Annotated in this window: 21 protein-coding genes and 2 riboswitches; of the genes, 10 read left to right on the top strand and 11 right to left on the bottom strand. The window is 73.3% G+C overall.

The features are described from left to right. The first annotated feature begins 90 nt into the window (after positions 1 to 90). On the top strand, positions 91 to 1,380 hold the full coding sequence (locus FHS34_RS06085) for a PAS domain-containing protein (RefSeq protein ID WP_184961929.1): 1,290 nt from the start codon (positions 91 to 93) through the stop codon (positions 1,378 to 1,380). 111 nt (positions 1,381 to 1,491) lie between these two features. On the opposite strand, the gene FHS34_RS06080 is transcribed toward FHS34_RS06085, so the two are convergent. The 5 genes from FHS34_RS06080 to FHS34_RS06060 form a co-directional block, all read right to left on the bottom strand. Next, the gene (locus FHS34_RS06080) at positions 1,492 to 2,646 is read right to left on the bottom strand and encodes a helix-turn-helix domain-containing protein (RefSeq protein WP_184961928.1); all 1,155 of its coding nucleotides are present in this window, start codon (positions 2,644 to 2,646) and stop codon (positions 1,492 to 1,494) included. 115 nt (positions 2,647 to 2,761) lie between these two features. Then, positions 2,762 to 3,946, bottom strand: coding sequence for an alpha-hydroxy-acid oxidizing protein (locus tag FHS34_RS06075; protein WP_225817542.1), 1,185 nt, complete (start codon positions 3,944 to 3,946; stop codon positions 2,762 to 2,764). A 230-nt stretch (positions 3,947 to 4,176) separates the two neighbouring features. Then, entirely contained in the window at positions 4,177 to 6,573 is a 2,397-nt protein-coding gene (locus tag FHS34_RS06070) for a glycoside hydrolase family 65 protein (protein WP_184961926.1), read from the bottom strand. After that, entirely contained in the window at positions 6,570 to 7,313 is a 744-nt protein-coding gene (locus FHS34_RS06065; protein WP_184961924.1) for an HAD family hydrolase, read from the bottom strand. The genes FHS34_RS06070 and FHS34_RS06065 overlap by 4 nt, the downstream gene beginning before the upstream one ends. 181 nt (positions 7,314 to 7,494) lie before the next feature. Further along, a complete protein-coding gene (locus FHS34_RS06060) occupies positions 7,495 to 9,207 on the bottom strand; it encodes an MFS transporter (protein ID WP_184961922.1) in 1,713 nt (570 codons plus the stop codon). Between the two features lie 201 nt (positions 9,208 to 9,408). On the opposite strand from FHS34_RS06060, the gene FHS34_RS06055 reads away from it, so the two are divergent. Then, positions 9,409 to 10,182, top strand: coding sequence for a TetR/AcrR family transcriptional regulator (locus tag FHS34_RS06055; RefSeq protein ID WP_184961920.1), 774 nt, complete (start codon positions 9,409 to 9,411; stop codon positions 10,180 to 10,182). Positions 10,183 to 10,599: 417 nt separating this feature from the next. Beyond that, positions 10,600 to 12,708, top strand: coding sequence for a SpoIIE family protein phosphatase (locus tag FHS34_RS06050; RefSeq protein WP_184961918.1), 2,109 nt, complete (start codon positions 10,600 to 10,602; stop codon positions 12,706 to 12,708). A gap of 167 nt (positions 12,709 to 12,875) precedes the next feature. On the opposite strand, the gene FHS34_RS06045 is transcribed toward FHS34_RS06050, so the two are convergent. The 4 genes from FHS34_RS06045 to FHS34_RS06030 are packed head-to-tail and all read right to left on the bottom strand — an operon-like array spanning position 12,876 to position 16,334. Then, on the bottom strand, positions 12,876 to 14,120 hold the full coding sequence (locus FHS34_RS06045) for a cytochrome P450 family protein (protein WP_184961916.1): 1,245 nt from the start codon (positions 14,118 to 14,120) through the stop codon (positions 12,876 to 12,878). Beyond that, positions 14,117 to 15,115, bottom strand: coding sequence for an amidohydrolase family protein (locus FHS34_RS06040; protein ID WP_184961914.1), 999 nt, complete (start codon positions 15,113 to 15,115; stop codon positions 14,117 to 14,119). Before FHS34_RS06040 ends, FHS34_RS06045 begins: the two co-directional genes overlap by 4 nt. Next, positions 15,112 to 15,999, bottom strand: a complete 888-nt coding sequence (locus FHS34_RS43730; RefSeq protein ID WP_184961912.1) for an NAD(P)-dependent oxidoreductase — start codon at positions 15,997 to 15,999, stop codon at positions 15,112 to 15,114. Before FHS34_RS43730 ends, FHS34_RS06040 begins: the two co-directional genes overlap by 4 nt. Beyond that, positions 15,996 to 16,334: an antibiotic biosynthesis monooxygenase family protein gene (locus FHS34_RS06030; RefSeq protein WP_184961910.1), complete on the bottom strand. Its 339-nt coding sequence runs from the start codon at positions 16,332 to 16,334 to the stop codon at positions 15,996 to 15,998. The genes FHS34_RS43730 and FHS34_RS06030 overlap by 4 nt, the downstream gene beginning before the upstream one ends. A gap of 343 nt (positions 16,335 to 16,677) precedes the next feature. On the opposite strand from FHS34_RS06030, the gene FHS34_RS06025 reads away from it, so the two are divergent. The 7 genes from FHS34_RS06025 (at position 16,678) to FHS34_RS05995 (ending at position 21,972) form a co-directional block, all read left to right on the top strand. Further along, positions 16,678 to 17,610: an aminoglycoside phosphotransferase family protein gene (locus FHS34_RS06025; protein ID WP_184961908.1), complete on the top strand. Its 933-nt coding sequence runs from the start codon at positions 16,678 to 16,680 to the stop codon at positions 17,608 to 17,610. Positions 17,611 to 17,738: 128 nt separating this feature from the next. Next, positions 17,739 to 18,089, top strand: coding sequence for a hypothetical protein (locus tag FHS34_RS06020; protein WP_184961906.1), 351 nt, complete (start codon positions 17,739 to 17,741; stop codon positions 18,087 to 18,089). Between the two features lie 117 nt (positions 18,090 to 18,206). After that, a riboswitch (cobalamin riboswitch) is annotated at positions 18,207 to 18,329 on the top strand. Positions 18,330 to 18,389: 60 nt separating this feature from the next. Next, entirely contained in the window at positions 18,390 to 18,788 is a 399-nt protein-coding gene (locus FHS34_RS06015; protein WP_184961904.1) for a (2Fe-2S) ferredoxin domain-containing protein, read from the top strand. 173 nt (positions 18,789 to 18,961) lie between these two features. Further along, positions 18,962 to 20,056, top strand: coding sequence for an enoyl-CoA hydratase/isomerase family protein (locus FHS34_RS06010; RefSeq protein ID WP_184961902.1), 1,095 nt, complete (start codon positions 18,962 to 18,964; stop codon positions 20,054 to 20,056). Between the two features lie 413 nt (positions 20,057 to 20,469). Next, the gene (locus FHS34_RS06005) at positions 20,470 to 20,691 is read left to right on the top strand and encodes a CbtB domain-containing protein (RefSeq protein WP_184961900.1); all 222 of its coding nucleotides are present in this window, start codon (positions 20,470 to 20,472) and stop codon (positions 20,689 to 20,691) included. Positions 20,692 to 20,713: 22 nt separating this feature from the next. Further along, complete coding sequence (locus FHS34_RS06000; RefSeq protein ID WP_184961898.1) at positions 20,714 to 21,463, top strand: CbtA family protein; 750 nt, start codon at positions 20,714 to 20,716, stop codon at positions 21,461 to 21,463. A gap of 170 nt (positions 21,464 to 21,633) precedes the next feature. Then, positions 21,634 to 21,972, top strand: a complete 339-nt coding sequence (locus FHS34_RS05995; RefSeq protein WP_184961896.1) for a hypothetical protein — start codon at positions 21,634 to 21,636, stop codon at positions 21,970 to 21,972. Between the two features lie 123 nt (positions 21,973 to 22,095). Here the strand turns inward: FHS34_RS05995 and FHS34_RS05990 are convergent, their stop codons facing one another. Both FHS34_RS05990 and metE read right to left on the bottom strand, forming a co-directional pair. Further along, entirely contained in the window at positions 22,096 to 22,677 is a 582-nt protein-coding gene (locus FHS34_RS05990) for a histidine phosphatase family protein (RefSeq protein ID WP_184961894.1), read from the bottom strand. Positions 22,678 to 23,077: 400 nt separating this feature from the next. Further along, positions 23,078 to 25,396 carry a 5-methyltetrahydropteroyltriglutamate--homocysteine S-methyltransferase gene (gene metE / locus FHS34_RS05985; RefSeq protein ID WP_184961892.1) on the bottom strand — a complete coding sequence of 773 codons (2,319 nt, stop codon included), beginning with the start codon at positions 25,394 to 25,396 and terminating at the stop codon, positions 23,078 to 23,080. Positions 25,397 to 25,546: 150 nt separating this feature from the next. After that, positions 25,547 to 25,767, bottom strand: a riboswitch (cobalamin riboswitch). Positions 25,768 to 25,784: the final 17 nt, after the last annotated feature.

The raw sequence follows: 25,784 nt of genomic DNA, 5'->3' as shown, positions 1-25,784 counted from the left end.
CCCGGGCGACCCGGCATGCGGCGGCGCCTACGGGACACGCATGATGTGTCACTCAACGTGATGTTCGTGGAAAATTGAAGGAGTTGAGCCGTGGACGAAGCCGATTTCAAGACGCTGCTCGCGACGCTTCCGGTGTCCTGGTGGGAGGCCGACGGCGGCTCGGGACTGGTCGAGAGCGGGGGCGGTGCGTTCGCGGACGAACGCACCGCGCGCCGCTTCCTGGAGGCCCTGGGCGGCGAACGCGGCGGCCCGTCGGCGTTACTCGGCGACGGGCCCTGTCAGGCGCGGTTCGAGGGCCGCACCTTCGACGTCAACCGGTCGGTGCACGGCGGCGGGGCGCAGCGCCGACGCAGCCGGGGAGTCGCGGTCGAGGTGGGCGGCACGGCACCCGGGCCGGGGGCCTACGCGTCGTTCGCCGACCTGAGCCCCGCCGCGGTGTTCGTCCGCGACGCCGAAGGCCGCTACGTCTGGGCCAACCACGCCTACGCCCACCTGTACGGCACCACCCGCGACCACCTGATCGGCCGCCACCTCACCGAGACGGACGGACCCGAGGAGGCGGCCCGCTTCCTCGCCCTCGACGAGGAGGTCCTCAGCGGCGGCCACTCCGTACGGCACACCCTCGCCTACCGCCGCCCGGACGGTTCCCCCGGGCACGCGGCCGGCTACCGCTTCCCCCTCAGCTGGGGCACGCTGCGCTGTGTGGCGGGCATCTACGTCGACATCACCGAGTACACCCACGCACTGGACCAGTGGCGCCAGGCCGAGGAGGATCTGCGGGCCCTGCGGGACCACAGCGGCCTGCCCTGTCTGCGCCTGTCCGCGGACGGAGTGGTCGGGGAGGCCAGCGCCGCCGTCGCCGAGCTGCTGCGTGTCCGGCTCCGCGACCTCATCGGCTCGCCGGCCGACAGCCTGCTGGCCGAGACGCCCGAACGCGCCGCGCTCCACCGGATCTGGGACGACCTCATAGGCGGCCGGCGCAGAAGCGCGCGCACCAGCGCCGTGCTCGTCGACGGGGACCGGCGCCGGCGCCGGGCCTGGCTCCACCTGAGCGCCGTACGCCGTCACCGGGACTGGGCTCCCGAGGTGTGGGCGGTCGTCACCCGGCTCGGCCTGAGCCATGAACCGCACCCTCCGCTGACCGCCGCCCAGGTGCGGATACTCGCCCTGCTGGCCGCCGGGCACAGCAACGCCGACATCGCCGAGGCGCTGCGGCTGTCCCGGCAGACGGTCGACTACCACCTGAGCCGCCTGCGGCACCTCCTGGGCGGCGCGACCCGCCCGGCACTCGTCGCCCGGGCCTACGTGCTCGGCATCCTCTCCCCGCACACCTGGCCGCCGCGCTCCACCACGGCGGCACATCCCCTCAGCCCCGCCTGACCGGGTCGCCGCCGGGAAGAGTCCGGCCGGCCCTCCACACCGGCCACTGCTCCGGCACGGCCACGGATCCGCCCACCTGATGTCACAGATCTCGGTGTGCGATGGTCCCGGTCAGTTCGTGCCGTGGTCCCGGGCCTCCAGATGGCGGACCGCCCACCACAGGGCCAGGGCGTCCTCGGTGCGGGCGGGGTCCAGACCGGTGGTGGCGGTGAGGCCGCGGATGCGGTAACGCAGGGTGTTGGGGTGGACGAACAGGGCGGCCGCGGCCCGGTCGGCGTTGGCGTCGGCGGCGAGGTAGACGTCGACGGTACGGACCAGGGTGGCGCGGCGCTCCCCGCTGGTGTGGCCGAAACAGCGCTCGGCCAGGCACTCTCCCACCTGGGGCAGGGTCAGTACGGCCGAGTGCAGGGGGAGTTCGTCGGGGGACACGCAGCGGCGCAGCCCGAAGGCGGCCGCCAGCTCGCTGCCCCGTTCGGCCTGGGCGAGGGACTCGCGCAGCCGGGCCAGCGGTCGCGGCTCACCGACCCCGGACGGCAGGCCGAACGAGGCCGGTGGCCGGCCGTCGGCCAGCGCGATCACCCGTTGCGCGCCCGGCTCGGCGAGCACGACGACGGTGTGCGGGCGCAGGGCCCGCTCCACGGCCGCGACGTCGTGCCCCTCGTCCGGCCGGGCGTGGCAGACCCGGTACTCGGCACGCAGGTCCAGGCCCAGGGCGGTCGCGGCGGACGGCAGCCACCCGGCGGGCAGTTCGCCGGTCAGCAGCTGCCGCAGGAGCAGGGTGCGCTGTTCCTGCGCGGCCTGCACGTGTGCCGGCTCGCGCTCCCGGTGGCCCTGGATCATCTCCGCCGACACCTGGTCGCAGGCCGCCCAGAAGTCCCGCAGGAGTTCCATGCCGACCTCGGGGGATGCCGTCGTACGGGCCCGCGCGTACAGCGCGTCGAAAGCCCGGCGGGTGGTCAGCCGGGTCGCCTCCAGGAACGGTTCCAGGCCGATGCCCTGTTGCGCGCGCAGCGCCCCGAACGCGGCGAACGCCTCCCGCTCGCCGGGCGAAGCGTCCCTGGCCTCCCGCAGCATGGCGAGTACCGGCGTCAGTACGGACATCAGCTCGGCCTGGACCTGTTCGGCGCCGTGCCGGTGGTAGCGGGCGATCTCGTGCACCACGGTGACGGCGGCGTCCCGGGCCACCTCGCCGACCGGCAGCGCGTCGAGCACAAGACGGCGCTGCCGCTCCCGGGTGGCCGGATCGGGCTCGGGCTTGTCGTGCATGACGACGATTCTCGCCCCGCGCGAGCCGCGCCGCCCCACGGCCCCGGGCACCCGGCGACCACCGCCGGCGTGACACATCGGTTCCGGCGCGGTGCCTCGGCCGTCGCGCGGGGCGTCAGTTCCGCCGCAGGGCGTCCTCGGCGCGCAGGTCGGCGAGGGACGGGTAGCCGTCGACGGCCATGATCAGGTCCGCCTCGGCCAGCAGCGACCGCAGGACGTGCACGATGCCGTCCTCGCCGCCGACCGCGAGCCCGTAGGCGTAGGGCCGGCCCACGCCGACGGCGGTGGCGCCCAGGGCGAGCGCCTTGACGACGTCCGCGCCGGATCGGACCCCCGAGTCGAAGAGCACCGGCAGTCCGTCCGCCGCCGCGACGACGCCGGGCAGCGCGTCGAGCGCCGCGAGCCCGCCGTTGGCCTGCCGGCCGCCGTGGTTGGAGCAGTAGACCGCGTCCACGCCGCCGTCCCTGGCCCGGCGGACGTCCTCGGGGTGGCAGATGCCCTTGAGGATGATCGGCAGGTCGGTGAGCGACCGGAGCCAGGGCAGATCGTTCCAGGTGAGCGGGTTGCCGAAGATCTGGACCCACTCCAGGACGGCGGCTCGCGGGTCCTCCTCCGGCGACTTCGCCAGACGGGCGCGGAACACCGGGTCGGAGGTGTAGTTGGCGAGGCAGTGGCCGCGCAGCTGAGGGAAGTTGCTCGCCGCGAGGTCACGCGGCCGCCAGCCGGTGATCCAGGTGTCGAGGGTGACGACGATGCCACGGAAACCGGCCGCCTCCGCCCGGTGCACCAGGCTCTCGGCCAGCGCCCGGTCCGTGGGCGTGTACAGCTGGAAGAAGCCTGGGGTGTCCCCGAGTTCGGCCGCCACCCGCTCCATCGGGTCGACCGTCAGCGTCGAGGCCACCATCGGTACCCCGCTCCGGCGGGCGGCGCGCGCCGTCGCCAGGTCACCGTGCCCGTCCTGCGCGCACAGCCCGATCACCCCGACCGGCGCCATGAACAACGGCGACGGCAGCCGCAGGCCGCACAGGTCCACGCTCAGGTCCCGCCGGGCCGCCCCCACCATCATCCGCGGCACGAGCCCCCACCGCTCGAACGCCGTGACGTTCGCCCGCTGCGTGAACTCGTCTCCCGCCCCGCCGGCCACGTACGACAGCACCGACGCCGGCAGCGCAGCCCGGGCCCGTGCCTCCAGCTCCGCGTAGGCCATGGGCATGTCCGGCAGCACTCCGAACAGTCCCTCGAAGTAGATCTCGTTCTGGTAGTCGCCGTAGTGCCCGCCCGAGGCCGACCGCATCGTCATCCCAGCCCTCCCGCGCACCGCCTGCCCGGGACCCTCCCGGCCGGCGGCCCCTCCCACCCTGCCGACCGGGCGGGCCCAGGGCCATGTCCCGGCGGTCAGCACACGGCCGTCCCGGCTTGTCGCCACGGACAGACACCACGGCCACCCGGCCCCGGATCCCGCCCCGCCGCACCGCCGTTCTCGCGGTGTGCGGCAGCGGCTGTCCCGGACGTCACCCGGGCGCTACGGCGCTACTCGTGTGCTTCCGCCGGGGATTCCTCACCACCGGTCAGGCCCTCCGGATGGCGGCCCTGAGGCTGCTGCGGTTCGGGGCGCGCGGGAGCCGGCGGCACGGGGCGTTCCACCGGCGCCTCGGCGGTCACCGTCACCGGCTCCCCGTGGTGCAGCACCTCCAGCGGTTCGCCGTCGACCAGCTGGTAGATCGCGGAGGACTGGCCGATGTCCACCTTCAGCCTGCGGCCGCGCAGCAGCACGGTGAACGCCACCCTGGACAGCGCCTCCGGCAGGCGCGGCGCGAACGCGAACTGGTCCGGCCTGCCTTCCTCGCCCACGTACCGGCGCATCCCCCCGAAGCCCGTGACCAGGGCGATCCAGGTGCCGGCGAGAGAGGCGATGTGCAGCCCGTCGCGGGTGTTGTGCTCCAGGTCGTCCAGGTCCATCAGGGCGGCCTCGCCGAGATAGGCGTAGGCCAGCCGCAGATGCCCGGTCTCGGCGGCGAGCACCGACTGGCAGCACGCGGACAGGGAGGAGTCGCGGACGGTCAGCGCCTCGTAGTAGGCGAAGTTCCGCGCCTTCTGTTCCTCGGTGAAGATGTCCGGGCACTCCAGCATCGCCAGCACCAGGTCGGCCTGCTTCACGACCTGCTTGCGGTAGAGGTCGAAGTACGGGTAGTGCAGCAGCAACGGGTATTTCTCGGGCGGTGTGTCCTCGAAGTCCCAGCGCTGGAAGGACGTGAAACCGGCCGACTGCTCGTGCACGCCCAGGGACTCGTTGTAGGGCACCGCCATCCGGGCCGCGGCGTCCCGCCACGCCGCGGCCTCCTCGTCGTCGACACCGAGTTCCGCCGCCCGGTCGGGGTGGCGCACCGCGGCGTTCGCGGCGGACACCAGGTTCTGCCGGGCCATCAGGTTGGTGTACAGGTTGTCCCGGGAGAAGGCGCTGTACTCGTCCGGGCCGGTGACGCCGTCGATGTGGAAGACGCCTTCCGCGTCGTGGTGACCGAGGGAGCGCCACAGCCGGGCGGTCTCCACGAGGAGGTCGAGTCCCTCCCCGCGTTCGAAGTCCTCGTCCCCGGTCACCACGACGTACCGTACGACGGCCATGGCGATGTCGGCGTTGACATGGAACGCGGCGGTACCGGCGGGCCAGTAGGCCGAGCACTCGGCGCCGTCGATGCTCCGCCAGGGGAACGTCGCCCCCGCCAGCCCCAGCTGACGCGCGCGTTCCCGCGCGGCCGGCAGCGTCCGGTGCCGCCACCTCAGCGCCGACGCGACGGCCTCCGGCGCGGTGTACGTCAGCACCGGCAGCACATAGGACTCGGTGTCCCAGAAGGAGTGCCCGTCGTACCCGGTTCCGGTCAGGCCCTTCGCGGGGATCGCCCGGTTCTCGCCGCGCGCCGCCGCCTGGAGCACATGGAAGAGGGCGAACCGCACCGCCTGCTGGATCTGGGCGTCGCCCTCCACCTCGACGTCCGCGCAGGCCCAGAAGCGGTCCAGGTACGCCCGCTGCGCGGCGACCAGCCCGTCCCAGCCGGTGCTGACGGCGCCCGCCACCGCTCCGTCCACCTGATCGTGGACGGCCGGCAGCGAACGCTCGCCCGACCAGCCGTACGCCACGAACTTGACCAGCCGCAGCGGCTGTCCGGGCACCAGGTCCGCGGTCACCGTCAGACGGCTGACGTCGGGCTCGCTCTGCGCCGTCCAGCGGGTGCTCTCGGGCCCCTCCACGATGTGGTCGGCCGCCGCGCCCACCCGCAGCCCGCTGTGGCCGGTGCGGTGCACGAGCCGCAGCCGGGTGTCCTGCGCGAAGTGCTCCTCGGGCACCAGCGGGGACTCGGTCGCCGCGGCGACGCGCGGGTCGCCCTCGAAGCGGGGCAGCTGCTCGTTGGCGACCAGTTCGGACTGCACGGCCACCGTGGCCGCACCGTCGACCGGCTCGACCTCGTACACGATCGCGGCCACCGCGCGCTGGGTGAAGGACACGAGCCGGCGCGAGGTGATCCGGACCGTCCGGCCGCCGGGCGAGGTCCACTGCGCCGTGCGGCTGACGACGCCGGAGCGGAAGTCCAGAACCCGCTCGTGCGCCACCAGCCGGCCGTACCGCAGATCGCACGGGTGGTCGTCGACGAGCAGCCGGATGATCTTGCCGTCGGTGACGTTGATCATCGTCTGGCCGGACTCGGGATACCCGTAGCCCGCCTCCGCGTACGGCAGCGGGTGCCGCTCGAAGACGCCGTTGAGATAGGCGCCGGGCAGCCCGTGCGGCTCTCCCTCGTCGAGGTTGCCGCGCCAGCCGACGTGCCCGTTGGACAGCGCGAACACCGATTCGCTCTGCGCGAGTACGCCGAGATTCAGCTCGGTCTCGCGCAGGCACCACGGCTCGACCGTGTAGCTGGGATGAGTGATCACCGGGACTCCAGGAGTTCGGCCAGGTCCTGCACCACCACATCCGCCCCGTGCGCCCGCAGCTGCTCCGCCTGGCCCACCCGGTCGACGCCCACGACCACGCCGAACCGTCCGGCCCGGCCCGCCTCGACACCGGCGAGGGCGTCCTCGAACACGGCGGCCTCGGCCGGTTCCGTCGCGAGCGCGCGGGCTCCCTCCAGGAAGGTGTCCGGGGCGGGCTTGCCCCTTAGCCGGCGCTCGTGCGCCACGACCCCGTCGATCCGCTCGTCGAACAGGTCCTCGATCCCGGCGGCGACCAGGACGTCACGGCAGTTCGCGCTGGAGGACACCACCGCGCAGCGCATCCCGGCCGCCCGCACGGCGTGGACGAAGCGGACCGAGCCCTCATAGGCCTCCACTCCCTCCTCCCGGATCCGCCGGAGCACCAGGTCGTTCTTCCGGGTGCCGAGGCCGTTCACGGTCTCCGCCTCCGGCGGGTCGTCCGGCGACCCCTCGGGGAGACGGATCTCGCGGGCGGCCAGGAACGTGCGCACGCCGTCCTCACGGGGGCGCCCGTCCACGTACTCGTCGTAGTCGTGGACGGGGTCGAAGGGCACGAACTCGGTCCCCTCGCGGGTGGCGCGCTCGCGGAGATAGCCGTCGAACATCTCCTTCCAGGCGGCCGCGTGCACCTTCGCGGTCTGGGTGAGCACCCCGTCGAGATCGAACAGGCAGGCACGGATGTGAGCAGGAAGCCCCAGCATGCCGCCGAGGCTAGAAGGCATCCACGGCCGGCGACCGCAGCCCACGGCTCCGGCACGCCGGAAGACACCCGCTCGGTCGAGGCGCGGGCGGCGGCCCGCCGGGCATGGCCGTCACCTGCCGGTCGGACCACCGGCCGGCCGGCCGCGGGGCGCCCCGCGGCCGGCCGGAGAGGGTGCGGTCTCAGTGCCCGCCGGATCCTTCGGGGCGCGCGTGCCGCGGCAGCAGGAACGCCAGCAGGAAGGTGAGGGCGAGCAGGCCGTCGACGATCCACAGCACGGTCTTCATGACGGAGCCGAAACCGCCGCGGAAGGCCGAGGAGGCGGTGTCCTCCAGCGCGGCGGGGATCCGGGCACCGGCCTGGGGCGAGGTCACGGCGGTCCGGGTGTCCTTCTCCAGGCGCGTGCAGGACGCCGGGGTCGCCTCCGGATCCTTGGCGACCGCCCGGTCCGAGGCACAGGCGCGCAGATCGGTCACGAGGTGCTCCCGGGCGGCGGGCGCGACGCGCGCGGCGGCCAGCTCCCGCCGCAGACCGTCCGAGTGGTGGTCGACGGCGTCGGCGATCCCGCCGCCCAGCAGACCGAAGAACACAGTGCCGAGGAGCGCGACACCGAAGGCGCCGCCGAGCTGCTGCATCGCGGTCATCGTGCCGGACGCCGAGCCCGTCTCGTGCTGCTCGACGCTGGAGAGCACGATGTCGAAGAACGGTGCCATCAGCAGGCCCATGCCGATGCCGGTGACGAGCAGGGACGGCACGAGCTGCCAGGGGCCGACGCCGTCCCCCGCCAGGTCGAGGGTCAGCCACACACCGAACACGCCCACCGCCATGACCAGGGCGCCCGCCTGCAGCACGGCCCGCCCGAACCGGGCGACCCCCTGAGCGATGCCGAAGCCCACGACCATGCCGCCCGACCACGGCACCATCAGCAGGCCCGCCTTCAGCGGGGCGTAGCCGAGGCCGATCTGGGCGTAGAGGTTGAAGACCAGCATGAAGCCCTGCATGGTCGAGAAGAAGACCAGCCCGAGGGCCATGCCGCCGCTGAACCCACGCTTGCGGAAGAGGCTGGGCACGACCAGCGGGTCCCGGCCGGCCTTGCTGCGGCGCGACTCGTAGACACCGAAGGCGACGAACACGACCACGGAGGCGGCCATCATCGCGAACGTCCAGAGGGGCCAGTCGTACTCACGGCCCTGGACCAGCGGGAAGATGATGAGCAGCGCGCCCAGCGAGACCAGGAGCATGCCGGGGATGTCCAGCCGCGGCCTGCTGTCGGACCTGGTCCTCGGCAGGTAGCGCAGGGCACCGAGGAGGGCCGCGGCGCCCAGCGGGAGGTTGATCAGGAAGATCATCCGCCAGCCGGTGCCGAAGTAGTCGGCGTCCACGAGCCAGCCCGCCAGGATCGGCCCGCACACCGCGGACAGGCCCATGACCGGGCCGAACAGGCCGAAGGCCTTCTGCGACTCCTTCGGCGGGAACATCTCCTTGATCATGCCGAGGCCCTGCGGCAGCATCACCGCGCCGAACAGCCCCTGCACGACGCGCGCGGCGATCAGCATCTCGGGCGACCCGGATATGGCGCACAGCAGCGACCCCACGGTGAAGCCGGCCGCCCCCACCAGGAACATCCGGCGGCGCCCGTGGATGTCGCCGAGCCGGCCTCCGGTGACGAGCCCGACGGCCATGGAGAGGGTGTACGCGGCGGCGAGCCACTGCAGGGTGGAGGCGCCGCCGCCGAGGTCGGCCCGCATGGCGGGGCCGGCGATGTTCGTGACCACGGCGTCGAGGAGATCCATCACCTCGGCCGCGAGGATCACGAAGAGGGCGGCCCAGCGCCACCGGTAGGGCGCCGGCGTATCGGTGGGCGTCTCGGCGGACGCGACACCGGTGGTGGACATCGGATCTCCTAGAAAGGTCGAAGAACGCTGTTCAGTTGCCGAACAGTGTTCACTGTAACGGAACAGCGCTCATGAAGAGAACGCCGTTCATTAAGATATAGCGCAAACCTGGAGGGTGAGACAAGATATATCGCGTTGCCGGGGCGGTGAACGGTGCTCGCCCACGGAGAACACCGTTCTCCCGACAACTAGACTGTCCTCATGACCGACGAGACCGCCGGCACCCCCGCGTCCCCTCCGCCGTCCCCGTGGGAGCGCGAGCGTCCCGCCCCCGCCCGCGTGGCCCCCGCGCGCGAACCGCTCTCCCGCGAACGGGTCGTCGACGCCGCCTTCACCGTGCTGGACCGGCAGGGACTCGACGGGCTGTCGATGCGCCAGGTGGCGGCCGAGGCCGGCGTCGCGGTCTCGGCGCTCTACGCCCACGTCAGCTCCAAGGACGACCTCCTGGAGCTGATGTACGCCCGGCTCTTCGCCGGCTTCGCGATGCCCGTGCCCGACCCCGAGCGGTGGCGGGAGCAGGTGCGCGACTACGCCCGCTCCTGGCGGCACCTTCTGCTGGCGCACCGGGACATGGCCAGGATCTCCATGGCCCACGTCCCCTTCACCGCCGAACTGCTGCCGCACGTAGAGGCGCTGCTGGCCGTCTTCCGCACCGCCGGGCTGCCCGACCGCATCGCGGCGGAGGCCGGTGACCTCATCTCCACCTACATCGACGGGTTCGTCCTGGAGGAGGGCATGTGGCGGGACCGGGCCGCTCTGCAGGCCGGTGACAAGTCCTCCCTGGCCCGCCCCGACTGGCGCGAGATGGCCGGCGAGATGCAGAACTACTTCGCGTCCCTGCCCGAGCAGGACTTTCCGCATCTGCGGGCCCTGGCGGGGCTGATGGTGACGGACTCCGCCGACGAGAGGTTCGACATCGGTCTGGAGATCATCCTGCGGGGTCTGGCGAGCTACCTGCCGTCACCGTCCGTGTGACACGGCCGGCTCTATCGGCCGGAGCCCGGTCAACCCGGCACGCGCCCGTGGGGGACGCGTCCCCCCGGGGTGCCGCCGCGCGTCGCCGGGGCCCCGCCGCCCCGCGATCCGGCGGCCCGGCGTCACCTGCCGCCGACCGGGTGCCGGGCCGGCGTCCGCCGAGGACCGTCGGCGGCCCTGAGGGGTAGAAGTGGAGAGACGGACGGACCGGCGAGGTGACGCCGAACGGGCAGGGGGCCGGCCGAGGGCGGTGATCGACTTCGGCCCCGGCACCCTCCCCGGCTCGCCGCTCTGGCCGTCCCAGGTCCCGTGCCCCATCGTGGAAAGGGCTGCTGATCTGCGGGGCGACCGTCTCGTCCGGCCTGCGGGGCGAGGCGGACACGCCGGTGAGGCCGGCGGAGGGAAGGAGCGCGTGCGATGAGGCGAGAGGAGCAGCGCCCGGAGCAGGCGGATCATCCGGCGGGCGCCGCCGTGGACCCGAGCGGTCTGATGGATCTGCTGGGCGTCGCCGCGGTGCTGCTGGAGGCCGACGGCAGGATCGACATGTGGAGCCCGCAGGCCGAGGAACTGTTCGGTTACTCCGGAGGCGAGGCGGTCGGACAGTACGCGGCGTCACTCCTCCTCCACCCCGAACACCAGGACGAGGTCATCACACTGTTCGCCGAGGTGATGGAGACCGGGCGGGGCTGGGCGGGGGCGTTCCCCGTCCGGCACAAGGACGGCAGCACCCGGATGATCGAGTTCCGCAACATGCGGCTGACGGACAACCTCGGCGACCACTACGCCCTGGGACTGGCCACCGACCGGAACACGTTGCGGCAGGTCGAGCAGAAGCTGGCCCTGTCCAACCGGCTGGTCACCCAGGCGCCGATGGGGCTGGCCGTCCTCGACACCGATCTGCGGTATCTGGCCATCAACCCGGCGCTGGCCGCGATGCACGGCGTCCCCGAGGCCGCCCACGCCGGCCGGCGCTTCCGCGAGATCCTCCCCGGCGAACCCTTCCAGGGGGCGGAGACCGTGATGCGGCACGTGCTGGCCTCGGGCATCCCCGTGGTGGAGCAGCAGGTGGTGGGCCGCACCGCAGCCGACCCGGACCACGAACACGCCTGGTCGCTGTCGGTCTACCGGCTGGAGGACCACCACGGTCAGGCGCTCGGCATCGCCACCGTGGTGGCCGATGTCACCGACCGTTACCAGGCGGCCAAGAAGGCCGACCAGGCCCAGCAGCGCCTGCGCCTGATGGCCCGCAGCTCGGCCAGGATCGGCACCACCCTGGAGGTGGAGCGCACCGCCCGGGAACTCGCCGAAGTCGTGGTGCCCGACCTGGCCGACATGGTCGCCGTCGACCTCCTCGACTCGGTCCTGCAGACGGGCCGTACGGACCCCGAAGAGGGCCCGGCGCTGTTCCGTGCCATGGCGGTGAAGACCGCGTACCCCACCGACGCCGCCCAGGCCATCGTTCCGCCGGGCCGCCTCACCACCTACCACGCCGACCACCCGGCGTCCCACTGCATCCGGACCCGCCGCCCCGTCTTGATCACCCACCTGGACACCGGGGAGCTCTCCCGGGTCGCCGCCGACCCGGAGGCCGCCCGGCTGCTCGCGCGGGCCGGTGTCCACACCGACATGGCCGTCCCGCTCATCGCCCGCGAACAGGTCATCGGTGTCATGGGCCTGGCCCGCGCCCGCAACCCCCAGCCGTTCGACGAGGACGACCTCACGCTCGCCTGCGAGCTGGCTTCCTCCGCCGCGCTGAGCATCGACAACGCGGTTCTGCACCAGCGCATCCGCAGCGCCGCCGAGACCCTGCAGCGCAGCCTGCTCCCGCAGCTCCCGCCCCGGCGGCCCGGCCTGGAGGTGGCCGCCCGCTACCGGCCCGCCGAGGCCTTCCACGAGGTCGGCGGCGACTGGTACGACGTGATTGCCCTCGGTGGCGACCGCACCGCCCTCACGGTGGGCGACGTGATGGGCAGCGGCATCCCGGCCGCCACCGCCATGGGCCGCCTGCGCACCGCCACCTCCACCCTGGCCGACCTCGACCTGGACCCCGCCCGGATCCTCACCCACCTCGACAAGATCACTCACGGTCTGGACCCCTACATCGCCACCTGCGTGTACGCGGTCTACGACCCGCACAGCGCCCAGCTGCACGTGGCGTCCGCCGGCCATCTGCCGCCGGTCCTGGTGCGGGCAGACGAGCGGCCGGAACTCCTCGACCTGCCCACGGGCACTCCGCTCGGCGTCGGCGGCGTCCCCTTCGAGACCACCACGCTCGACCTGAAGCCGGGCGACCGCCTCGTCCTGTACACCGACGGACTGGTCGAGACCCGTCATGATCCCATCGACGAACGCCTGGAAGAGCTCCTCGGCCTCCTGGCACCGCCGGACCGGTCCGCGGAGGAGACCAGCGACCGGCTCCTGCGGCAGCTGCGGCACCCCGCCGGCCACGACGACGTCGCCTTCCTCGTCGTCTGCGCCCAGCCGTTCACCACCGGGCCCGCGGCGTCGGCACCGGAGCCCAGGTGATCCCGGCCCGTGCCGGCCACCCACGGGCTCCTGGACCGCGTGGCCGTGGACGCCAGGCGAACGGGTCAGCCCGGCGCAACTGCCGCCCGGCGCGGCCCGGCAGGAACGCGCACGCCCGCGGGGCGTCCGGCCGCGCCGGACGCCCCGCGGGCGTGGTGCACCGCGCCTCAGCCGGCGGGGTCGAGGACGACCGGCAGCTCGGCCAGGCCGCGGAAGGCGGGGAACGGCACCTCCAGCCACCGCGGCCCGCCGGCGCCGCCGGCCAGGGCCATCCCCGGGAACCGGTCGAACAGCAGCGTGAGGGCCAGCTGTGTCTCCAGCCGGGCCAGCGGGGCTCCCAGACAGTAGTGACTGCCGTGCCCGAACCCGAGATGGGCGTCCTGCGCGTTCCCCGGCCGCCTCACGTTCAGCTCGTCCGGCGCCTCGAACTTCACCGGATCGCGGTTGGCCGAGCTGAGCGCGATCTGGACCAGGGCGCCCTTGGGGATCCGGGTCCCGCTGTACTCCACGTCCTCGGTGGCGTAGCGGAACGTCGCGCTCTCCACCGAGCCGTCGAAGCGGACCAGTTCCTCGACCGCCGCGCGGATCAGCTCGGGATCCTCCCGGACGGCGCGCAACTGCGCGGGGTGCGACAGGAGATGGTGGACGGCGTTGCCGATGAGGTAGGCGGTCGTCTTGTGACCCGCGAACATCAGCAGGAAGGCCGTCGAGACCAGTTCGCTCTCGGTGAGCCCGCCGTCCTCGTTGTCCCGGACCGTGATGAGCGCGCTGAGCAGGTCGTCGCCCGGGCGTTCCCGCTTGGCGGTGATGAGGTGCGTGAAGTACGCGTGCAGATCCTCCTCCGCCCGCTGCTGCGCCCGCTTGAACTCCTCGCCGAAACCGGTCTGCGCCACCGTGGTGGACAACTGCTGCATCCGCGTCCGGTCCTCGGGCGGCACGCCGAGCAGGTCACAGATCACGATGATCGGCAGCGGGAACGCGAAGGCCGGCAGGAGGTCGAAGGGCTCATGGGCCGGGCACTCGTCGAGCAGGTTCCGGACGATCTCCTCGATCCGCGGCCGCTGCGCCTGAACGCGCCGTGGCGTGAAGGCGGAGTTGACCAGCCTGCGCAGCCGGGTGTGCTTGGGCGCGTCGGAGTTGAGCATGTTGTCGTCCAGCGCCACGGACGAGTCACCGAAGATCCTCCGGTAGGCGTCCATGGCCCCGTACATGTCCTTGCTCAGCCGCGGATCAGCCAGCGCGGCCCGCGCGTCCTCGTAACGGGTGATCAGATAGGTCTCGTTGCCGTGCGGCGGGCTCATGGGGCAGACGGGCGCCGCCGTGCGGAGGTGGGCGTAGACCGGGTGGGGATCGCGCCGGAACTCGGGGGTGCACCGCTCGGCCGCGGTGACGGCCTCCTGCGTGGTGGTCACGGACGGCTCCTGAGGTCGAAGAGGGCCTGGGCGTTGCCGCCGAGGACGAGTTGCTGGGACGCCTTGTCGAGCGGCAGCTTCTCGATCATGTGGATGAAGTCCTCCAGCGGTGCGGCCATCGGCGGCGAGTCCGTGCCGAACAGCATGCGTTCGGGCCCCAGCACCTCCGCGTTCAGGCTCAGGTGCGCCGCGCTGAACGGGCTCGTGTCGACGTACATGCGCCGCAGCGCGGCGGCCGGGTCGGCCGCCGGCCGCACCCCGCCCGGCCGGGCGGCGTCCGGGGCGGCGGAGGGCGCCCCGGGCCGGCCGGCGGGCGGCGCGCCCCCGGCCCAGTGCCGGGGGCGCGCAGCGGTCTGCAGACGCTCCGGCAGCAGCGCCATCGCGCCGCCGCCGGTCGCGCCGATCAGTCGCAGACCCGGGTACTTGTCCAGCCATCCCGCGAACGCGATCATGGCCATGCCCATCGTGACGTCGCCGAAGCGGCCGATCTGCTCGACGAAGCCCGTCTCGTCCACCCGCTCCGTGCCGACCGGTTCGGCGGGGGCGTGCACCAGGACCGGCACCTCCGCCTCCGCGGCCAGCGCGAAGAAGGAGTCGGCGCGTTGCGAGCCGAGCAGCTCCCCGTGGACGCTGGACGTGGTGATCAGGCCGACGAACGCGGGGTCCGCGAGGGTCTCGCGCACCCCTTCGAGGTGATCGTCGTCCCCGAACGGGTTGGCGTAGACGTACCCGCGCAACTGGTCCGGGAACGTGCGGATCAGGCCCGACATCCAGGCGTGGAAGCCGCGCAGCCGGTCGCGGGGCTGGGCGTAGTTGTCGACGCCCGGCACCCGCGCCATCGCGCCGGCCCCGACGGGGCTGCCGATGATGGTGAGGTCGATGCCGGCCTCGGCGCGGGCGGCGAGCATGCCGTCGACGTCGGTGAGGCTCGGGGGCATGGGGAAGCGTTCCGCCGCTTCCGGTGGGGACAGGTGCCCGTGGATGTCGATGATCACGTATCGGTTCCCGGTTTCGGTGCGAGTGCGCGGATGACCGCGGCACAGTCCTGGTCGCCCAGTCCTTGCTCGGTGGCGCGGACGTGGGTCTCCGCCGCGGCGGTCGCCAGCGGCAGGCTCAGGCCGACTGCTGCTGCCTGCTTGGTAGCGAGCATGAGGTCTTTCGCCATCAGCCGCAGCCGGAAGTCCGGCTCGTCGAAGCGGCCGGCGGCCAGGCGCCGGGACTTGAAGGCCATGACCGGGGAGGCGAAACCGCTGCCCGAGATGGTCTTGAGGACCTGCTGCCGGTCCAGTCCGCAGGCGTCCGCCAGTTCGGCCGCCTCGGCCAGGGCCTGCACCTCGATACCCATCAGCAGGTTGAGGAGCAGTTTCATCCGCATGCCGGAACCGAGTGCGCCCAGATGGACCACTTCCTTGCCCAGCGTGTCCAGCAGCGGCCGGGCGGCGTTGAACGCCTGTCCGTCGCCGCCGACGAACAGCCGCAGCTCCCCGTCGCGGGCGTGGTCGCGGTTGCCGAGCATGCCCATGTCCAGGATGCGGGGGATGTCCCCGGCGATCTGGACGACCTCCTCGGGGGCGACGGTGCTGGCGCAGAGCAGGACGCCTGGATAGGGGTCCTCGGCCAGCACGCCGCCCGGCCCGCGCAGCACGGCGGCGAGGGCCTCGCCGTCGGCCACGGCGCAGATGGCGGCGCTCGTACCCGCGGCCGCTTCGGCCGGGCGGGCGGCGACGTGGGCGCCCGCCTCGGCGAGCGGCGCGGTCCGGTCCGGGTTACGGTTCCAGACCCGGACCTCCACCCCCTGTTCGAGCAGGCGGCCGGCCAGCCCGGCGCCCATGGCACCGAGCCCGAGCACGGCGACGGGACCGACGGAGGCGCGCGTCACGACGCCACCCCCTTGGTCTCCTTGACGACCCGGAACCGCAGCGACTGCCTCTGGTCGACGAACTCGCGCAGCGGGGCCACCAGCTCCTGGTGCTCCTCGCTCTGCTGCCACGCGAAGAACGCGTCGGCCGACTCCCATTCGCTGGTGATCACCCACTGCCGGGAGTCGTCGGCGGGTGCGCCGAGCCGCTCGACTATGTGGCCGGGGGTGCCGGCCACGGACTTCCGGAGCCGCTCGTACAGATCCAGGAAGCCCTGCTCTCCGCCCTCGATCACGCGAACCGCGAACACGACGTTCAGCTTCTCGGCCGTCCGGCCCTGATGGTTGGTGCCCATGTCTCCTCCTGAGTGAGATCCGGTGGGACACGACTCCCACGGACTCATGTCGCCCGTACGGCCGCAACTCCGAACGGGGGAGGGGACAGTGAGGACAAGGGGCGCACGGCCCGTCATTCGTCATTTCGAGTGAGCCGCGGCCCGTGCCGCGCCGCCGGTGGCCGGACGTGGGAGGCCGCGCCCGAACGGGTCCGCGCACCTGACCCGTTCGAGTGACACCGGCCGGTCCCGGGGGCCGACGGCAGGACGGTGGGCCGACGCGGGTGCGGGACCGGCGGCCACGGGAGCCGGGGGCCCGGAATCTCCGTTGCCGCCCGGCGAACGGTGGCCTACGGTCCCGGTCATGCTGCCTGCTGTGGAAACGGACGAGGAGTGGGACGCGATCGTCCGCGACGAGACCGTGATGCGACCCGGCGTGGAGGACCTCTGCGCCCGCCTCGGTCTCGACGGCGCACCGCTGACCCGTTTCCCGGAGGGGTCGCAGCCGGTCTACGCGGTGGGTGACGAGCACGTGCTCAAGCTGTTCCCGGCGGCGGCCGCCGGTGACGGTGTCGCCGAGGGCCGCGTCCTCGCCCACCTCCAGGGACGGCTGCCGGTACCGACACCCCGGGTGCGGGACTTCGGCGAGTACGAGAACGGCTGGCGGTACGTCCTGATGTCCCGGCTCCGCGGCGAGAACCTGGCCCACGCATGGGACCGCCTGCCGCGTCCCGGACATGAACGGCTCCTCACCGGCATCGGCGAGACCCTGGCGGTGCTGCACTCCCTCGACCCCGAACCCCTCCGCGACGTCCTCCGCCCCGGTGACTGGGGTACCTTCCTGGACCGGCAGGCCGCCGGCGCCGTGGCCCGGCAGCGCGCCCACGGACTGCCGGAGGCCTGGCTGGAGCAGATCCCGGACTTCCTCGCCTCGGTCCCGCTGCCGCGTGGCCCGCACCGTTCCCTGCTGCACACCGAGGTCATGCGGCAGCACTTCCTCGTCGATCCGGACGGCCCGCGCCTGTCGGGGTTCTTCGACTTCGAGCCGGCCATGATCGGCGACCCCGCGTACGACTTCGTCGGAGTCGGCCTGTTCGTCACCCGCGGCCGTCCCGGCCCGCTGGCCCGGCTCACCCGGGCGTACGGCCGCGCCTTCGAGCCGTCCCTGCTGCTCGCGTACACGCTGCTGCACGTGTACAGCAACCTCCCCTGGTATCTGGAGGAGCTGGACGTGCCCGCCGAAGGGACGCTGGACTCGCTCGCCCAGGCGTGGTTCGGCACGGCGTCGGACGGCTGAGAGGAGGGCGGCTGGCTCGTTCGGGTGAGGCCGGATCGATTCGGCGGCCGGTGACCGCGCGAGGTGACGCGATCTTGGGAAGGGTGACTTCCGCACGCCGTCACTCCTTGTGAAGGGACACCTTTCCCATGCGTCTGCGCACCACCGCCGTCGCCGCCTTCGGCGCCCTCGCCCTGACCCTGGCCGTTCCCGGCTCCGCCTCCGCCGCGACGGGAGAGTTCCAGTACACCTACACCGGTCTGGACGGCTCACCGAGGACCGCGGTCCTCGAAGACCCGGACAGCGGGGAGTGCATCACCCTCCCCGAGGTCGCGGACCCCGGATCCAGCTCTCCGGCCCACTCCCCGCGCAACCGGACCGACGAGTACGCGCTGGTGTTCACCGAACCGGACTGCACGGGAGACTCGTTCACACTGCGCCCGCGCACCGGGTACGGAAGCGAGCGACTGAAGCTCCGGTCGGTCGTCTTCTTCCGCTGACCGGAGGGGAGTCGGGCCGCCCCCGGCCGGCCGCCGGCGCCCGTCCGTACGGCGGCCGGGTGACGGCGCGACGCCGCTGATGGAATGATGGCCCGCGACATAGGGCGACGGCGGTCCGAGGAAGCCGGTGTGAATCCGGCGCGGTCCCGCCACTGTGACCGGTCAGCGAGTTCCGGCAGGCCACTGCCCCGAACGGGGTGGGAAGGCGGGACGAGCCGCGACCCGGGAGCCAGGAGACTCACGCGGTCGCCTCCTCACGGAACACCGGGGCGGATCTCCCCGGGAGGGGAGTGGCGCGGCATGGCCGAACGGCCGAAGGAAGCAGGACCGGGCGGGGGAGCACCGGGGAGCGGTCCGGCACCGTGCCGGGTCGTCGTGTGCCGGGACTGCTGCTGCGGCAGCCCCAAGGTCACCGGCGTCGACCACGCCGCGCAGACCGCGCGGCTGCGGGCGGAGGTACCGGTGCGCGTCTCCGAGTGTCTCGACGTGTGCGATCAGGCCAACGTCATCGTCGTACAGCCCTCCGCCGCGGGCCGGGCCGCCGGGGCACGGCCGGTGTGGCTCGGGCTCGTCAACGACGCGGACGCGACCGAGGACATCATCGCCTGGGCGCGCGCCGGCGGCCCGGGCCTGGCCCCCCGGCCCGACATCCTCGACCTGTACGCCTTCACGCCGCCACGGCGCCGCGCGGAACCCTGAACACCGCTCCGCCGGGAAGCCCGGCCGAGGCCTCCGGCCGCACGGGGGCCACTGCCACGCCGGCGCGTACGGCCTTGAGAGGATCGGCCGTGAACTGCGGTGCACCAGCTCCCGGAAGGAACCGACGAGATCATGCGCGTCATCGTGGCCCGTGCCCTGCCGGAGGCGACCGGATGACCGGCGGCGAACAGTCCGCCGCGCCCTCAGCCGCCCCCGTGCTGCTGCGCACCGAGGGCCGGGCCGCACACATCACCCTCAACCGGCCCAAGGCGCTCAACGCCCTGAACCACGACATGATCCGGCGGATCGACGAGGCCCTGAGCGTGTGGGAACACGACCCGGCCGTGGAAACCGTCGTGATCACCGGCGCGGGGGAGCGCGGCCTGTGCGCGGGCGGCGACATCCGCGCCGTCCACGACGACGCCCGGGACGGCGACGGCACCGCCTCCGCCGCGTTCTGGCGCGACGAGTACCACCTCAACGCCCGCATCGCCCGCTACCCCAAGCCGTACGTCGCCGTCATGGACGGCATCGTCATGGGCGGCGGGGTCGGCGTCTCCGCGCACGGCAGCGTCCGCGTCGTCACGGAGCGGTCGCGGATCGCCATGCCCGAGACCGGTATCGGCTTCGTCCCCGACATCGGCGGCACCCATCTGCTCGCCCGGGCCCCCGGCGAACTCGGCACCCACCTCGCGCTGACGGGCACACAGATCGGCGCCGCCGACGCCCTGCTGTGCGGGCTCGCCGACCACTACCTGCCGTCCGCCGCCCTCCCTGCCTTTCTCGACGATCTCGCCGGAACCCCCGTACGGGACGCCCTCGTACGCCACGAACAGCCGCCGCCCCCGGGGCGACTGGCCGAGCAGCGCGCGTGGATCGACGCCTGCTACGCCGCCGGCACGGTCGAGGAGATCGTCCGGCGGCTGCTCGCCGACGGCGGCCCCGAGGCGAAGGAGACGGCCGAGACCCTGCTCACCCGGTCACCCACCGCCCTCAAGGTCACCCTGGCCGCGGTCCGCCGCGCCCGGCGCCTCGGCTCGCTGGAGCGGGTCCTGGACCAGGAGTACCGCGTCTCCTGCGCCGCCCTGAGCACCCCCGACCTGGTCGAGGGCGTCCGCGCGCAGATCATCGACAAGGACCGTGCCCCGCGCTGGTCCCCCGCGACCCTCGCCGAGGTCGGCGACGCCGACGTGGAACGCTTCTTCGCCCCGCTCGGCGACCGTGAACTGGGCCTCGCCGGCCCCGGCACCTACCCGCAGGGAGGCTGAGCCGTACCGTCGCCCCGGACCCACCCGCGCGGGTCCTCGCGACCACGCTCACGGCAGGCTCACCCTTCGAACGGCGCCCGCTTCCGCGGGATGTTCGCGACCGCGGACCAGAAGGAGGGACGGGCGCCCGCCGGGGCGGCGCCCGTCGACCCGCCACCACCGGCCCACGGACACCAGGACCGATCGCCCGTGCGAGAGGAAGATCACGGCGGTCGGGCGCGGTCTTGGCCGTGCACGCGTCACGCGGTACGGTCTGAGCGATATCGACGACGGCGAGACGGAAGCCGGTGGAAACCCGGCACGGTCGCGCCACTGTGTGCGAAGCGTCCCCGAGGCGTTTCGTGAGTCAGACCCGTGGCCGTCGTCCTGTGCACCACCGAGATGGGACGCGAACTCCCAGAGGAGGTCCTGCCATGGCGCAGACCGTCGCCCAGCCGACAGCCACCACCCCCGCCGTTCCCGCCAAGCTGCCGCTGAAGGCGATAGCTCCCTGGGCGGCCTTCTTCGGCATCCTGATGCTGGTCCTGCTGTACTTCGTCGGCGCCGAGCAGGGCGCCACCTCCGTGTTCAACGGCACGGACGTCCACGAGTGGGTGCACGACGCCCGCCACCTGCTCGGTTTCCCCTGCCACTGACGCGAGGGGACACCGCACCACCATGAACTCCGCAACGGTAAGAAACCTCCTGGTGCGGGGCATGCTCGCCGGCCTGGCCGCCGGCGTGCTCGCCCTGATCGCCGCCTACCTCCTCGGTGAGCCGAGCGTGGACAAGGCGATCGCCTTCGAGGACGCCCACTCCCACGAGCACGAGATGGAAGTCGTCTCCCGCTCCCTGCAGTCCACCGCCGGTCTCGCCACCGGCGTCCTCGTCTACGGCGTCGCCTTCGGCGGCATCGCGGCGCTCGCCTTCTGCTTCGCGATGGGCCGCGTCGGCCGCTTCGGCCCGCGCGCCACCGCCCTGCTGCTGTCGGGCTCCGCGCTGCTCACCGTCTACGTCGTGCCGTTCCTGAAGTACCCGGCCAATCCGCCGTCGGTGGGCGATCCCGACACCATCAGCAAGCGGACCACCCTGTACTTCCTGATGATGCTGCTCAGCGTCCTTCTCGCGGTCGGCGCCACCATCCTGGGCAAGCGTCTCGCGCCCGGTCTGGGCAACTGGTGGGCGACGGTCGTCGCGGTGGCCGCGTTCGCCGTCGTGGTCGGCCTGGCCTACGAGTTCCTGCCGGTCGTCAACGAGGTGCCGCAGGACTTCCCGGCCGCCCTGCTGTGGCGGTTCCGGCTGTCCGCGCTGGCCATCCAGTCCGTCCTGTGGGGAGGGTTCGGCCTCGCCTTCGGCGAGCTGGCCGAGCGGCTGCTGAACCCGAGGCCGGCGAAAGCCGCCGGGCGAACGGTTCCGGCCGCGCACTGACTCCTTCCGGACCACAGAGGGCCCTTCGGAACCATCCGGGGGCCCTCTGGCGTTCTCCCGGCACGGACGACGACGAGCCGATCGGTGCCGTGGCACGGGAAGCCGGCCGATCAGACGCGGGCACCCGGGCGAGGAGCACACGGGCACCCAGGCGAGGACGGAGGAACCGAGTGGCCAGAGCCCCCCAGCCGCGCCGCATCACCCTCGGCGGCCACGAGGCGGTCGCCCTCACCCCGCAGGAGTACGAGCAACTGGTCGCCAGCCGACGGCAGATCGGCGGCCAGAGCGCCCGGGTCCGGGTGCTCTCCCAGCAGGCGAAGCGCACCGCACAGCTGCTGTACGAACTGGAGACGCTGATCGAGACCCGGGGGGACGCCTGCCAGGACCCGGCCCACGTGCCGTCCACGACGTGCCCCGGGCCGGAGGCCACGCCGGGGCACGCCGACACCGTGTGTCTGCGCTGCGCGGTGGCGGCACTGCTGCGCCGCCACCGGGACGCGGCGACCTGAACCGCCGTCCCCGCGTCCCTTCTTGAACCGCCGTCACCGGCGCCTCCCAGGACCGCCGTCGCCGCGGCAGGGCGTCCCGAACCGCCGCCCGCCGCCCGCCCGGTCCGGCCCGGACGAGAGGCCCTATTCGCTCTCCACGGCGGCCGGCGCACTCCCCAGCCGCAGGTTCCAGCGCCCGGCCCGGCCACTGAGTTCGGTCACGGTCAGGGGCGGCACGTCCAGCCGCCAGAACACCGCACCGGGAAGGCCCAGCGCGTCGACGACGGCCGCCCGCACCACCTCCGGCTCGACCACGGCGAGCGTACGGCCCTCCAGCGTCCGCGCGTCCGCCAGCCAGCGAGCCACCCTCGCGCACAGGTCCCGCACGGACTCACCGCCGTGCGGCGCGCATTCGGGGTCGGAGAGCCAGCGGCCCACCGCCTCCGGCTCGGCGGCCCCCACCTCGTCCAGCGTGCGGCCTCGCCAGCGGCCCATGTCGAGACCCGCCAGCTCGGGCACCGGCACGCCGTCGAGGCCCAGCGCGGCCGTCGTCCGACGGCAGCGCTCGGCGGGGGAGACGAGCACCCGGGCCGCGGCGGGCAGCGACCCGGCCGCCGACCGGGCCCGCGCCGCGCCGGTGGCGTCGAGCGGGCCGTCGTCGTCGAAGCGCGCCTGGCGCAGCGACACGCTCATGGCGGGGGAGACGAGGAACACTCGGCTGGTCACGCGGTCGCTCCTGGGACGGTCGTCAGGGAAGGCGGGTGTCCGTGAGGATCCGGTCCGGGGCGGAGAACGCCCAAGTCCCTGGTGGGGACGCCGCGTGCGCGGGCGGCGCGGCCTCGCCGCGGACCTCGCGGTTCCGCCGGTCGCCGGACCATGCCCCGCACCCCCTCCTCCCGCCCGCCGCGTTCGCGAACCTAGCATCCGCGGGGTTGCGCGGCTTCCACGGATCCCCGGCCCGGCGACCACGGGCACCGCATCCACCCCATGCCCACACGGGCGAGCCCACCGCCGGCCGGCGCCCGGCCGCGGCCGCCGAGAAAGACGCCGCGACTCGCCCGCACCGCAGCACGCCGGCCCGGCCCCGCGCCTCGCGCGCGGGGCCGGACCGGCGGCGCAGGGGCCGTCAGGAGCCGGACAGCTCCTCACGGACCGTACGGGCCGCCGCCACCAGGTTCTCCAGGGAAGCGCGGGTCTCCGGCCAGCCGCGGGTCTTCAGCCCGCAGTCCGGGTTGACCCACAGTCGCTCGGCCGGGATCGCCAGCAGACCGGTGCGCAGCAGCCCGGCGGCCTCCTCGGGGCTCGGCACGCGCGGAGAGTGGATGTCGTACACACCCGGCCCCGCCTCGCGCGGGTAGCCGTGCGCGGCCAGCTCGCGGGCGACCTGCATGTGCGAACGGGCCGCCTCCAGGCTGATGACGTCGGCGTCGAGGTCGTCGATGGCCTGGACGACGTCACCGAACTCGGCGTAGCACATGTGGGTGTGGATCTGGGTGTCCGGACGCACCCCGGCGGTGGTGAGCCGGAACGCTTCCGTCGCCCGGGCCAGATAGGCGGCCCGGTCGGCGGCGCGCAGCGGCAGCGTCTCGCGCAGGGCGGGCTCGTCCACCTGGATCACCGCCGTGCCGGCCGCCTCCAGGTCGTTCACCTCGTCGCGCAGGGCGAGGGCGACCTGCCGGGCGGTGTCGCCGAGGGGCTGGTCGTCCCGGACGAAGGACCAGGCCAGCATGGTCACGGGGCCGGTGAGCATGCCCTTGACCGGGCGGCCGGTGAGGGACTGGGCGTACCTCGTCCAGCGCACCGTCATCGGTGCGGGGCGGGAGATGTCGCCGGCCAGGACGGGCGGGCGGACGTAGCGGGTGCCGTAGGACTGGACCCAGCCGTGCCGGGTGGCGAGGTAGCCGGTGAGCTGCTCCGCGAAGTACTGGACCATGTCGTTGCGTTCGGGCTCGCCGTGCACCAGGACGTCCAGGCCGGCCTTCTCCTGGAAGGAGATCACCTCCTGGATCTCCGCCTTGACGCGTTCCTCGTATCCGGCGGTGTCCAGGCGGCCGCCGCGCAACGCCGCGCGCGCGGCCCGCAGTTCGTCCGTCTGCGGGAAGGAGCCGATCGTCGTGGTCGGCAGCGGCGGCAGGCCCAGATGGGCCCGCTGGGCGGCGGCGCGCTCGGTGTACGACGGGGTGCGGCGGGCGTCGGCATCCGTCACGGCGGTGGTGCGGGCCCGTACGGCCGGGTCGCGGGTGAGGGGAGAGCCGGCGCGGGAGGCCAGATCGGCCCGGTTGGCGGCGAGTTCGGCGGCGATCGTGTCGGTGCCCTGGGCCAGGCCCTTGGCGAGCGTGACGGTCTCGCGCGTCTTCTGCCGCGCGAAGGCGAGCCAGCGCAGGATCTGCGGGTCGATGTCGCGTTCCAGGGCGGCGTCGAGCGGGACGTGCAGCAGGGAGCAGGACGCCGACACGTCCACCCGGTCCGCGAGGCCCAGCAGGGTCCCGAGCGTGGCGAGCGAGTTCTCCAGGTCGTTCACCCAGACGTTGCGGCCGTTGACGACACCGGCGACCAGGCGCTTGCCGGGCAGCCCGCCGACGGCGGCGAGAGCGTCGAGGTTGGCGGCGGCGGCCTCGGTGAAGTCCAGGGCCAGGCCCTCCACCGGGGCCTTGGCGAGCACCGGCAGAGCCTCGCCGAGCCGGCCGAAGTAGGACGCCACCAGCAGCCGGGGACGGTCGGTGAGGGCGCCGAGGCCGCGGTAGGCGCGCGCGGCGGCGTTCAGTTCGGCCGGCGTTCGGTCCTGGACCAGCGCGGGCTCGTCCAGCTGCACCCACTCCGCGCCGGCCGCGCGCAGGTCGGCGAGGACCTCGGCGTACACGGGGAGCAGGCGGTCGAGGAGGGTGAGCGGTTCGAAGCCGGCGGCCACGCCCGGTGCCGGCTTGGCGAGCAGGAGGTAGGTGACCGGGCCGACCAGGACGGGCCGCGCGGTGAGGCCCAGGGCGAGGGCCTCCGTCAGCTCCGCGACCTGCTTGGCCGGGTCGGCGGTGAACACCGTGTCCGGGCCCAGCTCCGGCACCAGATAGTGGTAGTTGGTGTCGAACCACTTCGTCATCTCCAGCGGCGCCACGTCCTGCGTGCCGCGCGCCATGGCGAAGTAGCCGTCCAGCGGGCCGGCGGCGACGGCCTCCCGGTGACGTGCGGGGATCGCACCGACCATGACGGTGGTGTCCAGGACGTGGTCGTAGTACGAGAAGTCGCCGGTGGGCACCTCGTGGATGCCCGCCTCGGCGAGCTGCCGCCAGTTCTCGCGGCGCAGGCCGGCGGCGGTGGCGCGCAGGGCGTCGGCGGTGACGCCGCCCTTCCAGTAGCCCTCGACGGCCTTCTTCAGCTCCCGGTGCCGGCCCTGGCGGGGGTAGCCGTACACGGTGGCCCGTGCTGCCGCGGCTGCGGACTTGGTGGTCACGGAGATCTCCTTCGCGAGATGAATCCCTGAGATCCCGGGGACGGGACGAGAGCGCGAAGGGGTGGCCGAGCGGACGGCAGTGGTCTGCCCGTCCGTCCGTGTGCACGCCGACCCGCCCTCGAGGTCACCGGAATGTCCGCGCCCGAGTCGTTCGCGCGCGGGCAGTTGGCAGGTCTTCGGACTCGCGGGCACGTCTCGTTGTCGTACGAGACACCTAGTGGCCGTCGCTTCCCAGGCCCTCGCGGACCCAGTGCGTATGACGGCGGTCGTTCCCGCTCACCGCTGCGGGGCAGTCCCGGATTCCCACCGGGTTCCCTCTTACGACGCGTCCCGCCTGGCGGACGGGGCGAACCAGCTGCACGGGTCAGCCTAACCGCTGTGGCCGGGC

The sequence above is a fragment of the Streptomyces echinatus genome (genome assembly GCF_014203595.1).
GTDB lineage: Bacteria > Actinomycetota > Actinomycetes > Streptomycetales > Streptomycetaceae > Streptomyces > Streptomyces echinatus.
This window is presented reverse-complemented; position numbering and strand designations above follow the sequence as displayed.